The organism is Streptomyces chrestomyceticus JCM 4735 (assembly GCF_003865135.1).
Taxonomy (GTDB): Bacteria; Actinomycetota; Actinomycetes; order Streptomycetales; family Streptomycetaceae; genus Streptomyces; species Streptomyces chrestomyceticus.
The window spans coordinates 2,939,942-2,952,985 of record NZ_BHZC01000001.1 but is presented as its reverse complement, the minus strand read 5'-3'; the positions used below and the strand labels follow the sequence as shown (position 1 = coordinate 2,952,985).

The following is a 13,044-nucleotide window of genomic DNA, read 5'->3' as shown; positions in this document are numbered from 1 at the left end:
ACTCCCCAGACTCCACCACCGGCCCGGACGCCGGTGCCGCCACCCCGGAGACGACCGTCCCGGACACCACCGTCCCGGAAACCACCACGGCCGGGCCGCCCGTCGCCGCGACGGACCTGACGAAGACGGGCGCCGCCGTCGGCGAACCGGCCGCGGCCGGTTCGGGGGCGCCCACCGCCTTCCTCGAAGTGCGCGACCTTAAGGTGCACTTCCCCACCGACGACGGCATCGTGAAGTCGGTGGACGGCCTCTCCTTCACCCTGGAGAAGGGCCGCACCCTCGGCATCGTCGGCGAGTCCGGCTCCGGCAAGTCCGTCACCTCGCTCGCCGTCATGGGCCTGCACCGGGCCTCCCGGCAGCAGCGCGCCAAGGTGGACATGTCGGGGGAGATCTGGCTGGACGGCAAGGAGCTGGTCGGCGCCGACCCGGACGAGGTGCGCAGGCTGCGCGGCCGCGAGATGGCGATGATCTTCCAGGACCCGCTGTCCGCGCTGCACCCGTACTACACGGTCGGCAGCCAGATCGTGGAGGCATACCGGGTCCACCACGACGTCGACAAGAAGACCGCGCGCAAGCGGGCCGTCGAGATGCTGGACCGGGTGGGCATCCCGCAGCCCGACAAGCGGGTGGACGACCACCCGCACCAGTTCTCCGGCGGGATGCGCCAGCGCGCGATGATCGCCATGGCGCTGGTCAACAACCCCGAACTGCTGATCGCGGACGAGCCGACCACCGCCCTGGACGTGACGGTCCAGGCGCAGATCCTCGACCTCATCCGCGATCTCCAGAAGGAGTTCGGCTCGGCGGTCATCATCATCACCCACGACCTGGGAGTGGTCGCCGAACTGGCGGACCAGCTACTGGTGATGTACGGCGGCCGCTGCGTCGAGCGCGGCCCGGCGGAGAAGGTCTTCTACGAGCCGCAGCACCCGTACACCTGGGGCCTGCTGGGCTCGATGCCGCGCATCGACCGCGAGCAGACCGAGCGCCTGATCCCGGTCAAGGGATCGCCGCCCAGCCTGATCAACGTGCCGAGCGGCTGTGCCTTCAACCCCCGCTGCCCGTACGCGGACCTCCCCAAGGACAACGTCACCCGCACGGTCCGCCCCGAACTGCGCGAGGCCGGCGGCGGAGGACACTTCGCCGCGTGCCACCTGGCGCAGGAGGAGCGGGAGCGTATCTGGACCGAAGAGATTGCGCCGAAGCTGTGACCGAGACTGAAGAGACCGGCGTCGCCGCCGGCACGACGGACGGGACCGACGGGGGCGCCGACGCCGCGCCGCTGCTGAAGGTGCGCGGCCTGACGCGGTACTTCCCGATCACCAAGGGCCTGCTCAAGCGGCAGGTGGGCGCGGTACAGGCGGTCGACGGCATCGACTTCGACGTCCGCCCGGGGGAGACCCTGGGCGTGGTCGGCGAGTCCGGCTGCGGCAAGTCGACGATGGGCCGGCTGATCACCCGGCTGGACGAGCCGACCGGCGGCTCCATCGAGTTCGAGGGCCGGGACATCACCCATCTGTCGCCGGGGCGGCTGCGCCCGATGCGCCGCGACGTACAGATGATCTTCCAGGACCCGTACGGCTCGCTGAACCCGCGGCACACCATCGGCGGCATCGTCGGCACCCCCTTCCGCCTCCAGGGCGTCGAGCCGGAGGGCGGGGTGAAGAAGGAGGTGCAGCGGCTGCTGGAGCTGGTGGGCCTGAGCCCGGAGCACTACAACCGCTACCCGCACGAGTTCTCCGGCGGCCAGCGGCAGCGCATCGGCATCGCGCGGGCGCTGGCGCTCAAGCCCAAGCTGGTGGTGGCCGACGAGCCGGTCTCCGCGCTGGACGTCTCCATCCAGGCGCAGGTCGTCAACCTCATGGACGACCTCCAGGACGAACTGGGCCTGACCTACGTCATCATCGCGCACGACCTGTCCGTCATCCGGCACGTCTCGGACCGGATCGCGGTGATGTACCTCGGCAAGATCGTGGAGCTGGCCGACCGGAAGTCGCTGTACGACACGCCGATGCACCCGTACACCAAGGCGCTGCTGTCGGCCGTGCCGGTGCCCGACCCCAAGCGGCGCACCCAGCGCGACCGCATCCTGCTCACCGGCGACGTGCCCTCGCCGATCAACCCGCCCTCGGGCTGCCGGTTCCGTACCCGCTGCTGGAAGGCGACCGAGGTGTGCTCGACCACCGAGCCGCCGCTGGTGGCGCTGCGCGACGGCCACGAGGTGGCCTGCCACCACCCGGAGAACGTGCCGGAGAGCGTGGGCGCGGGCAGTCCGGGTGCCGCGGGGAGCGGCGGCTGAACCGGCGGTACGTACGGACGCGGGGCCGGTGCGGGGCGGGCGGGAACGCCGTCTCCGTACCGGCCTCCGCGCGTCCGGAGCCGCCCTTGACCGGCCGGTTTTGCCGACCATAGATTCATCGGCGCCCCGGCGGCGCCCGCCGGCCGGTCCCCTGGAGGTAGTGCCTTGTCCGCGCAGCAGGAAGCCCACGACGCCGACGCCACGGCCCCCGACCCCGCGCTGACCGCCTACGCGGCGGTCGCGGCGGACTACGACACCATCGTCGAGGACCCGTACCTGCTGCGCTGGGTCACCTTCTACGGCAAGCTCGTCGAGCGGTACGGGCCGGCCGGCAAGCGGCTGCTGGACGCGGGGTGCGGCACCGGACGCGGCACCCTCGCCCTGCGGGACCGCCTCGGGTACACGGTGACCGGCTGCGACCTGTCGCCGGAGATGATCGAGGCCGCCCGCGCCAAGCCGGAGGCGGCGGGTACCCCGTTCTTCGTCGCCGACCTGCGGGACATGCCGGACCTGGGCTCCTTCGACGTGGTCACCTGCATGGGCGAGCCGCTGGCCTACCTGGCCGGCGAACAGCTCGCCGCCGCCTTCGCGGGCCTGGGCCGGCAGCTCGCGGACGGCGGTGTCGTCGTCTTCGACATGACCACGCTGGGCAGCTTCCGGCGCGACTACGCGGTGACCAAGGTCGTGGACCGGGACGGCCGGTTCGACGTGTGGCGGGGCGGGCCCGTACCGGTCGGGCCGGACGGGACCGTGGACGTCACCCATGACTACTTCGCGCGCACGGGTACGGGCGACGACACCTGGCGCCGGGTGTCCTCCCGGCACCGCTACCACCACCACTCGGACGCCACGGTGCGCCGGGAGCTGGCCGCCGGGGGCCTCCGGCTGATCGCGGCGCACGGTGTGGAGGGCCGCAAGCTGACCGATGAGCCGGACGAGGACGGCTGCCGCAAGATTCTCTATGTGGCCGGAAAGCAGGGAAAGCAGTCCGATTGAGGCGCCAACTGGTCAGCGTGGCATGACAAGTTGGCAAAGTCCGAGGTGAAGAACGACAGCAGAGTGCAGAGTCGGCGCGGTTGTTCACCAGACGACATCCGTGTGTTCGAAGGGACGGCTCATGGCACTCTCCCGTTCAGCACGTCGCCCCGCTCGTCTGCTCCCGCTGGCCACCGCGGTGGCCGCCGCCTTCTCCATCGCCGCGGCCCCCGCCGCCTCGCCCGGCGCCCCGGGCGTCGGCGACCCGTACTTCCCGAACCTCGGCAACGGCGGCTTCGACGCCCTGCACTACGACCTCGGCGTCCGCTACGAGCCCGCCACCGGCCGCCTCGACGGCCGTACGGAACTGACCGCGCGCGCCACCCAGGACCTCAGCTCCTTCGACCTCGACCTCCAGAAGCTGGAGGTCACCTCGATCGAGGTGGACGGCAGACGCGCGAAGTTCACCCGCTCCGGCGACGAGATCACCGTCACGCCCGAGCGGCCCCTGGAAGAGGATGAACGATTCACCGTCGAGGTCGTCTACGGAGGCGTGCCGCTGCCGCTCAGCGGGCCCATCGTCTTCGGCTCCGACTACGGCTGGATGAAGACCGACGACGGGGTCTTCGTGGCCTGCGAGCCCAACGCCGCGTCCACCTGGTTCCCGTCCAGCGACCACCCCGGCGACAAGGCCACGTACGACATCCGCATCGACGCGCCCGCCGGGCTGACCGGCGTCTCCAACGGGCGGCTGGTCGACCGCTACGACGAGGACGGGCGCTCGCACTTCCACTGGCGGGAGCGCAAGCCGATGGCGACGTACCTGGCCACCGCCACCATCGGAAAGTTCAATGTCCGTACGGGCACCACTCCCGGCGGCGTCCCGATCTACGTCGCCACCGACCCGAAGCTGCCCACCGGGACCGTCGACGTCTACGGCGTCACCGCCGCCGCCACCGACTACTTCGCGCAGGTCTTCGGCCCGTACCCCTTCGAGGAGACCGGCGCGATCGTCGACGACATGCCGCAGGCGGGCTTCTCCCTGGAGACCCAGACCAAGCCGGTCTACTCGGCCGTCCGCAGCGAGTCGACCATCGCCCACGAGGTCGCCCACCAGTGGTTCGGCGACTCGGTGTCGGTGCGGGACTGGCGGAACATCTGGCTCAACGAGGGCTTCGCCTCGTACGCGCAGTGGCTGTGGGACGAGCACAAGGGCACCCGCACCGCGTACGACGCCTTCCGCGCGGCGTACGCGGCCCGGCCCGCCGACGCGCCCTTCTGGCAGATCAAGGTCGGCGACCCGCAGCGGGATACCATGTTCGCCCAGGCGGTCTACACGCGCGGCGCGATGACCCTCCAGGTGCTGCGGGAGCGGATCGGCGACCGGGCGTTCTTCAAGCTGCTGCCCGCGTGGACGAAGCAGCACCGCTACGGCAACGCGAGCACCGGGCAGTTCGTCGCGCTGGCGGAGAAGATCTCCGGTCAGCGGCTCGGTGACCTCTTCCACACCTGGCTCTACACCACCGGCAAGCCGGCGCTGCCCTGACGCACCGCGCACCGGCGGGCCCGCGCGGCGGAAACCTTCCGGCGCGCGGGCCCGCCCCCATGGCGGGGCGGATCATGTCACGTACCGTCGAAGGGGGTACGAGCGACGGAAGGGGAGGCGGATGAGCCTGACCGGAACCCCGTTCTTCGTGGTGCTGGTGATCGCGACGGTGCTCGCCGTCCTCGCCACGCTGCTGCTGTGGGGCAGAGTCCGGGGGCCGCACCCCCTGCGCTGGCTGGCCAGAATCCTCCTGATCGGCCTGTGCCAGCTCACCGCCATCTGCGTCGTCGCCGTCGCCATCAACAACAGCTACGGCCTCTACGCCTCCTGGGACGACCTGCTCGGCACCGAGCAGGACGCGATCGCCATGCCGGGGCCGCCGGTCGCGCGCGCCAAGTTCAACACCGGTCCGAACGGCATCAAGGACACGTACTTCCGCGGGGCGAAGTCCCAACTGTCCGGCCAGGTGATGGTCTGGACACCGCCGCAGTACGACGACCCGGCGTACCGGAAGACCAAGTTCCCCGTGGTGATGCTGCTGCACGGCGTGCCCGGCTCACCGCAGTCCTGGCTCGAACAGGGCGGCATGCCCGGCGACCTCCAGCAGCTCGTCGACGGGAACGCGGCGCACCCCTTCATCCTCGCCATGCCCGTCGTCAACCCGGGCAGCGTGGACACCGACTGCTCCGACACCCCGCACCGCAAGACCGCGACCTGGATGGCGACCGACGTCACGGACCTGATCAGCCACCACTTCCGCACCGCGCCGGGGCCGAAGAACTGGGGGCTGCTGGGCTTCTCCACGGGCGGGTACTGCGCGGCCAAGCTGCCGCTCCAGTACCCGAAGACGTTCGGCGCGGGCGTGGCCTTCGACCCCGACCCGCTGACCGGCGACCCGGACGTGCTCACCGACCCGGCGCTGCGGCAGCGCAACAGCCCGCAGTGGCTGGTCCGGCACGCCAAGGCCGACGTGGGGCTGTTCCTCGCGACCTCGGCGCAGGACCCGATCAGCCCGCCCGCCAACATCGAGCGCCTCAAGAAGGCCGCCGAAGGCACCCGGACCCGGGTGAAGACGCTGGTGCTGCCGACCGGCGGGCACAACTACGGGACGTGGACGCGGATGTACCCGGCGGCCTTCGGGTGGCTGAGCCAGGAGCTGACGGCGCCGGAGCCGTCGGCGTAGGGCGCGAGGGTCAGGAGCGCGGTTTCAGTTGCTGCGGGCGCGGCAGGTGGAAGCCGAAGTAGACCGCCGCCATCCGGAGCGCGAAGACCAGCCCGGCGCAGACCACGGCGGCGATGTCGGCGCGCACCTGGAGGTGGTGCAGGCCCAGGTAGGAGGCGGCGCCGGCGAGTGCCGCGATGGCGTAGACGTCCTCGCGCAGCAGCAGCGGCGGGAACTCGCCGCACAGCACGTCGCGGATCACCTCGCCCGCCACGCCGCTCATCACCGCGAGGATGATCACCGCGAGGGGGGTCGCGCCCGCGGCGATGGCGGCGCGGGCGGCGATGACGGTGACGACGGAGAGCCCGACCGCGTCGACGACCAGCAGCGACTTGCGGGGCAGCTCCCAGTACCGCAGGTAGATGATGGTGCCGACGCTGACGCAGACGATCAGCGTGAGCAGCACCCAGTCGTGGGTCCAGTACAGCGGGTGGTCGTCGAGGATCAGGCTGCGCAGGGTGCCGCCGGAGGTGGCGGCGGCGAAGGCGAGCACCAGGCCGCCGAACGGGTCCATGTTGGCGCGGTACGCGGCCAGCACCCCGCTCGCGGCGAAGGCCGAGATGCCGACCAGGTAGAGCACGTGAAGCATGGGCCCATGATCTCAGGCCGCCCGGGGCGTGGCGCGCGCGCCGGACGCCACCAGGGGCGCCGCCCGCGAGCGGTTGAAGGAAAAAGGGTCTACCGGTCAGTAACAAATCCGTGTAGCGTGCCGCGCATGGCACAGGTGACCATAGGTAACAGCGAATTCGACCGCGACACGGCGGTCGTCCGCCGCGCCCCCGGCCACTACGAGGCGGACCTCTCCGCGGGCTGGACGATCATCCACGCGGTCAACGGCGGCTACCTGCTCGCCCTGATGGGCCGCGCCCTCGGCGACGCCCTGCCGCACCCGGACCCCTTCTCGGTCACCGCGCACTACCTGACCGCCTCGGTCCCCGGCCCCGCCGTCATCCGTACCGAGGTCGTCCGCACCGGCCGCACCATGTCCACCGGCACGGCCACCCTCGTCCAGTTCGAGGAGGACGGCAGCGAGGTCGAGCGGCTGCGGGTGCTCGCCGCGTACGGCGACCTCGACACCCTCACCGACGACGTACGGACCACCGCCAAACCGCCCGCCATCCCCCCGTACGAACACTGCCTGGGCACCGAGAGCGCCCCCGGCGGGCAGCCCACCATCCCCGGCAGCACCGCCATCGCCGACCGCCTCACCATCAGGCTGGATCCGGCCACCTGCGGCTGGGCCGTCGGCGCGCCCTCCGGCAACGGCGAGATGCGCGGCTGGTTCGGTCTCGCCGACGGCCGCGACCCCGACCCGCTGTCGCTGCTGCTGACGGTGGACGCGCTGCCGCCCACCGCCTTCGAGATCGGTCTGACCGGCTGGGTCCCCACCGTCGAGCTGACCACCCACGTCCGCCGCCGTCCGGCCCCCGGCCCGCTGCGCGTCGCCATCACCACCCGCAACCTGGCGGGCGGCTTCCTGGAGGAGGACGCGGAGGTCTGGGACAGTGCGGACCATCTCGTGGCCCAGTCCCGCCAACTCGCCCGTGCTCCCAGGTCCGCCTCCACCGTGGCCTGAACAGCTCTTCCAAAGGGGGCGCGGCGGCCCCGGTGACGTGTCAGACTGATCACATGGGGGAAATGGCACTGAGCATCGACGAAGGCACCGGTGAAAACACGGTCGTCTGGCTGCACTTGGCCCCGGCCGGCGCCCACGGTACGAACGGCGCGGCGCGGCCCGCGGAGCCCGAGAAGCCCGGGGAGGGTGACGACGCCGGACTGGAGCTGCCGGACGGCTTCGGCCACTCCCGCCCGGTCAGCGTGGACGGACGGGTCGCCCGGGCGCTGACCCGGGGCGGCGAGACGCTGGAGGGCGCCCTGCGGCCGCTGGGCGCCGTCCTGGGCAGCATCCACCGTTCGCTCGCCGCCGGCGACCACCGGCCGGACGAGGTCACGGTGGAGTTCGGCGTCACCCTCGGCTCGGACCTGAGCCTGGGGGTCTTCTCCGGCCAGGGCGAGGCCAGCTTCAAGGTCTCCGCCACCTGGAACCTCGGCAGCGGCAGCACGACCTGAGGACGGCATGGTGGTGTCCGGCGTGGATCAGCCGCTGTTCCGCTCCTTCGTCTCGGTACGCGACACCGGAAGGGCCGTGGGCGCCGGCGTCCTGCTCGCCGACGACCTCGTGCTCACCTGCGCGCACGTCGTCAACAGCGCGCTGGGCCGGGACCGTTACGACCAGACGCTGCCGGGCCCGGGCCAGGAGGTCCGCGTCCGGCTGCCGCACGTCGCGGCCGACCGGGACCTGACCGCCCGGGTGGAGCCCGCCCTGTGGAGCCCGCCGCGCGCGACGGCGGGCGGCAGCAGACCCGTACCGCCCGGCGCCCACCTCCACCACGGCGACCTGGCCGTGCTCCGCCTGCCGGGCCCCGCGCCCGCCGGGGCCGAACCCGCCCCCTTCCTCCCGCACGCCTACGGCAACGAGGTCATCGCCCTGTGGGCCAGCGGCCACCCGCTGCCCACCGTGCGCGCGGTGCCCCGGGTCTCCGCGCCGCCCTGGGTGGCGCTGGACGTGGTCGGCGGCACCGAGGTCAGGGAGGGGTTCAGCGGCGGGCCGCTGTGGGACCGCGACCGGCAGGCCGTCGTCGGACTCGTGGTGGCCGACCTCCAGGCCCCGGCCGGTGCCCGGCAGCCCCCGGCCGCCGCCACCCTCTACGCGATCAGCGTCCCGGCGATCGAGGCCGAACTGCCCGAGCTGCCGCCGCCCCTGGTGCCCACCGCCCGGCGCGGCGTCCAGCAGTTGCTGGCCGTCCTGGAGACGATCCTGACCACCCCGGACGCGGTCCGCGGCTGCGAGGAACTGCTCGCCTCCCGGCTGCTGCGGCCGTCCCTGGGCCCCGGCGCCGACCTGGACCGGCTGGTCGGCCTGGCCGTGGGGGTCCGGCGCGGCGTGCCCGAACTCCTCCAGGCCGTACGGGAGGTGATGCCGGCCGGCAGCGGGCCGCAGTGGGAACGGCTGCGCAGGGTCGCCCGCGCCGTCAGCCCCGGCGAGTCCCTGACCCGCAAGCAGCAGCGCGACCTGAACGGCCTGCTGGCGCACTGCGGCCGTACGGACCCGCGTCAGTTGCTCGCCGACGTACTGCCGCACGCCATCGAACTGCCCGCCGTCACCGGGCTGGCCGACGCCCTCGACGTCCTGGAGGGCTTCGAGGCCCAGGGCGCGCAGCCCATGCCGCCGCTGCTGCAGGGCGTGGTGCGGATCGGGGTCGACGAGAGCGAGGCGGGCGCGTACCCCGCCGAGGACCTGGAGGCATGGACGGAGCGGACCGCCCTGCGGCTGGGCGTCGACGTGGCCGCCGTACGCCAGTACGCGGCCGACGTGCGGGGCTACCGCGCGGAACGGGCACGGGCCGCGGCCGAGCACCACACCCGCCCGTCATTCCACCCCACGGATCTTCACGCCGCCCGCAACGCGGCTCACCATGACACGCGGCCGCCCGCCGGCTGGGCGGGCGTCGGGAGCGCCGCGGTGGGCACGGCACCGGTGGGCACAGCACCGGTGGAGGCGGCCCCGGCGCCGGTGGGCCCCGCCCCCTCGGCGAACGGCAGCCGCCCGTCCCGGTACGGGACCGAGGGCGGCGCGCGGCTGTCGGAGGTGCCGCGCGTCCAGGTGGAACTGCTGCCCACCGCCACCGGACGGCACTACACGTACCAGGTCTGGGCGTGGAGCGGCGGCGACGCCCCGCACCGCCTCGTCCTCGCCCGGGACACCGAGGTGACCAGCGAGCAGGTGGTGGACGACATCCACCGGGTGCTGGTCGAGGAGATCCGCGAGGACCCCGAGCCGGCCCTCGTCGAGTTCTTCCTGCCCGCCGCCTGGCTCGGGCTGCCGGTGGACCGCTGGGAGTCCTTCGACAGCGACGAGGACGGCCCCTTCGGGCTGGGCTTCACCCGCCGGGTGGTGATCCGCACCGCCCGGCGTTCGCGGGAGAGCTACGCCGGGTGGAAGCGGCGCACCGCCGCCCTGGACACCGCCCGCAGCCTCGTCCTGGACCACGGCAGCACCGACCGCAAGGTGGCCCGCGCCCGCCTGGAACTGCAGCCCGAGGTGGGCACGGTGATCGTCTGCTGTGAGCCGCGGCACCACGGGGCGCTGCTGCGCCAGTGCGTCCAGGCGGGCGTCCACACGGTCCTGTGGCACCGCGAGGAGCACGGCGAGAGCGTCGCGGCGGGCCTGCTCGAACTGGTCGAGGGCGGGCATCACACCCAGCTCCCCGAGACCGTACGGCTGGAGCGGGCCAAGGCGGTCGCCGAGGCCGCGTCCACCGGCCACCGGGGACGCCAGCTCTCCCTGATGTACGACGCGCCCGACCACCGGCCACCGCAACTGGCCCCGGACGCCTGGGTACTGACCCAACCATGACCCACCGGTGACCCAGACGTGACGCAGCATGTGAGCAAGGACGAAGGAGAACGACCCGTGGCCCGACAGAGCACGCCCGACCACGGCCCGCAAGCCGGGCCGGAGCCCGAGGGCTGGTGGGTGTTCCGCGGTCCGGCGCCGCTGCCGGCGGCGCCCCCGTGGCGCTACTTCGCCGCCGCCCGCAGGCGGGCCGAGGCGCCCGCGCCGTACCTGATGGACCGCAACGAGGTGTCCGTCGTCAACGCCGCCCTGCACCTGCACCGCCCGCTGCTGGTCACCGGCCGCCCGGGCACCGGCAAGAGCTCGCTGGCCCGCGCCGTCGCCGCCGAGCTGGGGCTCGGCGACGTGCTGCGCTGGTCCGTCAACTCCCGCTCCACCCTCGCCGACGCGCTCTACCGCTACGACGCGGTGGGCCGGCTGCGCGAGGCGTCGCTGCGCCGCGAGCGGGAGGCGGTCCGTACGGCGCCGCGCCGGCTCCGGGACCACCGCGGCTCCTTCACCACCGACATCGGCCACTACCTGCGCCTGGGCCCGCTCGGTACGGCGCTGGCCGCCACCGACCGGCCCCGGGTGCTGCTCGTCGACGAGCTGGACAAGTCCGACATCGACCTGCCCAACGACCTGCTGGTGGTGCTGGAGGAGGGCGAGTTCGAGATCCCGGAGCTGGCGCGGCTGTCCGAGCAGCACCAGGACGTGCATGTGCTGACCGACGGCAGCCGGGAGCGGGTACGGGTGCACCGCGGCGTGGTGTCCTGCGCGCACTTCCCGGTCGTGGTGATGACGAGCAACGGCGAACGGGAGTTCCCGCCCGCCTTCCTGCGCCGCTGCGTCCGTCTGGACCTGCCCGACCCGACCCCCGAACGGCTGCGCCAGATCGTCGCCCACAACCTGGGGCCGCAGGCGCTCACCGAGGCCGAGGACCTCATCGACGGCTTCCTCCAGCGCTCCAAGACCGAGACGCTCGCCACCGACCAGTTGCTGGCCGCCGTCCACCTGCGGATCACCGGTGCCGACCTGACCAAGGACGAGCTGCTCGCCGCGGTCATGCACCGCCTGGACGAACCCATGTCGCCATGATCGACCGGCTGCGGCAGATCCTCGCGGGCCAGGGCTACGACCTCGACGCGGGCGAACTCCTGGACGTCCTGTGGCTGGCCCGCGCGGTGCGCGAGGGCGAGCTCCGCTCCGCGCTGCCCGCACCGGAGTCCGCGCGGGACACCGGGTCGGACGCGCCCTCGGACGAGCCCGGTCAGGGGGACCCGGCGGGCGCGCCCGAAGACGCTTCCGGCGGTGGTCCGGGGGAGGCGGGCGGTACGGACGGGCCGCGTGAGGACGGTGCGTTCGGCGACCTGCCCGGCGGCGTCCCCGCGACCGTACTTCCGTCGCAGCGTTCCCTGTACGCGATGGGCAGCGAGGGCGGCAGCGCGCTCAGCCGCCGGGCCCGGCCCGCCCGCGCGCCCGGGCGCCGCGCGCTCGCCAGGCCCCAGCACCTGTCCCGGGCCCTGCGCCCGCTGCGCAGGTTCGAGCCGCACCCCCACCGCCGCGTGACCGACGTGGAGGCCACCGTCCGGCTCGCTGCCGAGACCGCGCTGTTCGACGTCGTCTCGCGGCCCGACCAGGAGCGGCGCTGGTCCGCCGTGCTGCTGGTGGACGAGGCGCCCTCGATGCAGGTGTGGAGCCAGTTGGCCGGTGAGCTGCGGTCGGTGCTGGACCGGGGCGGCATCTTCCGCAGCGTGCGGGTGTGCGCCTTCGACCCGCTGGACATGGCCGTCCTGGGCCGGCTGCCGTGGGCCGCGGGCCCCACCCTGACCTTCGTCCTCACCGACGGCACGAGCCCGGGGTGGCGGACCCCGGACGCGGCGCGCGCCGTACGCCGCTGGGGCCGTTACGGGCCGGTGGCGGTGCTGCACCCGCTGCCGCGGCGGCTGTGGCGGGGCACCGCGCTGGACGCCCAGCCCCGGCTGCTGACCTCCCCGGTGGAGTTCGCCGGCCCCGACCGGACCGGCGTGCTCGACCCGCTGACGGGCGAGCCGGACCCCGAGGCCGAGGAGCCGGGCACGGTGGCGCTGCCCGTCGTCCCGCTGACCCCCGGCGGGCTCGGGCAGTGGGCCGCGCTGCTGACCCGTCCCGGCGTCCCGCACCTGATCGACACGGTGCTGCTGGGCGAGGAACCGGAGCAGGACCCGCCGCGGCCGGCCGGCTCCGCCGAGGACCTGGTCGCGCACTTCCGCGGCGCGTTCTCGCCCGAGTCGTACCGCCTGGCCGTACGCCTCTCCGCCATCAACCCGCTCACCGTCCCCCTGATGCAACTGGTGCGCGCCGCCACGATGAGCGACGCCGGACCCACCCAGGTCGCCGAGATCCTCCTCGGCGGCCTGCTGGAACGCGTCACCGCCCCGCGCGGGGCGCGGTCCCTCGGCGGGTTCGGCGGGCCGCTGGGCACCGGCTCCGGGCAGCCCGTCTACGACTTCCGGCCCGGCGTGCGCGAACTCCTCTTCAGCGGTCTCGGCACCCAGCAGTCGCTGGCCGTCGTGGAGGCGGTCGGGCGCGCCCTGGAGCCCTACATGGGCCGGCTGCCCGACTTC

At 73.4% G+C, this 13,044-nt stretch carries 10 protein-coding genes and 1 pseudogene; 10 read left to right on the top strand and 1 reads right to left on the bottom strand.

All coding sequences use genetic code 11. The features are described from left to right. The first annotated feature begins 116 nt into the window (after window positions 1-116). The 5 genes from EJG53_RS12125 to EJG53_RS12105 all read left to right on the top strand — a co-directional run bounded on the left by EJG53_RS12125 (window position 117) and on the right by EJG53_RS12105 (window position 6,003). On the top strand, window positions 117-1,211 hold the full coding sequence (locus EJG53_RS12125; RefSeq protein WP_125049324.1) for an ABC transporter ATP-binding protein: 1,095 nt from the start codon (window positions 117-119) through the stop codon (window positions 1,209-1,211). Continuing rightward, entirely contained in the window at window positions 1,208-2,299 is a 1,092-nt protein-coding gene (locus EJG53_RS12120) for an ABC transporter ATP-binding protein (RefSeq protein WP_125044855.1), read from the top strand. The genes EJG53_RS12125 and EJG53_RS12120 overlap by 4 nt, the downstream gene beginning before the upstream one ends. Window positions 2,300-2,464: 165 nt before the next feature. Next, entirely contained in the window at window positions 2,465-3,295 is an 831-nt protein-coding gene (locus EJG53_RS12115; RefSeq protein ID WP_125044854.1) for a class I SAM-dependent methyltransferase, read from the top strand. A 121-nt stretch (window positions 3,296-3,416) separates the two neighbouring features. Beyond that, a complete protein-coding gene (locus EJG53_RS12110) occupies window positions 3,417-4,820 on the top strand; it encodes a M1 family metallopeptidase (RefSeq protein ID WP_125044853.1) in 1,404 nt (467 codons plus the stop codon). A gap of 121 nt (window positions 4,821-4,941) precedes the next feature. Continuing rightward, window positions 4,942-6,003: an alpha/beta hydrolase gene (locus EJG53_RS12105; protein ID WP_125044852.1), complete on the top strand. Its 1,062-nt coding sequence runs from the start codon at window positions 4,942-4,944 to the stop codon at window positions 6,001-6,003. Window positions 6,004-6,013: 10 nt separating this feature from the next. Here the strand turns inward: EJG53_RS12105 and EJG53_RS12100 are convergent, their stop codons facing one another. Then, window positions 6,014-6,631 (bottom strand): trimeric intracellular cation channel family protein, encoded by a 618-nt coding sequence (locus tag EJG53_RS12100; RefSeq protein WP_125044851.1) that lies wholly within the window; start codon window positions 6,629-6,631, stop codon window positions 6,014-6,016. A gap of 126 nt (window positions 6,632-6,757) precedes the next feature. Here EJG53_RS12100 and EJG53_RS12095 point away from each other — a divergent pair, with 126 nt between their 5' ends. From EJG53_RS12095 to EJG53_RS43315, 5 genes and pseudogenes are all read left to right on the top strand, one after another. Then, window positions 6,758-7,618, top strand: coding sequence for a thioesterase family protein (locus EJG53_RS12095; RefSeq protein ID WP_125044850.1), 861 nt, complete (start codon window positions 6,758-6,760; stop codon window positions 7,616-7,618). A gap of 53 nt (window positions 7,619-7,671) precedes the next feature. Beyond that, window positions 7,672-8,112, top strand: a complete 441-nt coding sequence (locus EJG53_RS12090; protein WP_125044849.1) for a CU044_2847 family protein — start codon at window positions 7,672-7,674, stop codon at window positions 8,110-8,112. A 22-nt stretch (window positions 8,113-8,134) separates the two neighbouring features. Continuing rightward, window positions 8,135-10,459, top strand: a complete 2,325-nt coding sequence (locus EJG53_RS12085; protein ID WP_244955111.1) for a VMAP-C domain-containing protein — start codon at window positions 8,135-8,137, stop codon at window positions 10,457-10,459. Between the two features lie 57 nt (window positions 10,460-10,516). Then, complete coding sequence (locus EJG53_RS12080) at window positions 10,517-11,536, top strand: AAA family ATPase (protein ID WP_125044847.1); 1,020 nt, start codon at window positions 10,517-10,519, stop codon at window positions 11,534-11,536. Then, window positions 11,533-13,017 (top strand): annotated as a pseudogene (locus tag EJG53_RS43315) (SAV_2336 N-terminal domain-related protein); the annotation flags it as partial. The gene EJG53_RS12080 and the pseudogene EJG53_RS43315, both read left to right, overlap by 4 nt. Window positions 13,018-13,044 lie beyond the last annotated feature (27 nt).

Coding starts and splice junctions, on each gene's coding strand:
- EJG53_RS12110 (WP_125044853.1), top strand. CDS start 3,417: ATGGCACTCTCCCGTTCAGCACGTCGCCCCGCTCGTCTGCTCCCGCTG.
- EJG53_RS12105 (WP_125044852.1), top strand. CDS start 4,942: ATGAGCCTGACCGGAACCCCGTTCTTCGTGGTGCTGGTGATCGCGACG.
- EJG53_RS12100 (WP_125044851.1), bottom strand. CDS start 6,631: ATGCTTCACGTGCTCTACCTGGTCGGCATCTCGGCCTTCGCCGCGAGC.
- EJG53_RS12095 (WP_125044850.1), top strand. CDS start 6,758: ATGGCACAGGTGACCATAGGTAACAGCGAATTCGACCGCGACACGGCG.
- EJG53_RS12090 (WP_125044849.1), top strand. CDS start 7,672: ATGGGGGAAATGGCACTGAGCATCGACGAAGGCACCGGTGAAAACACG.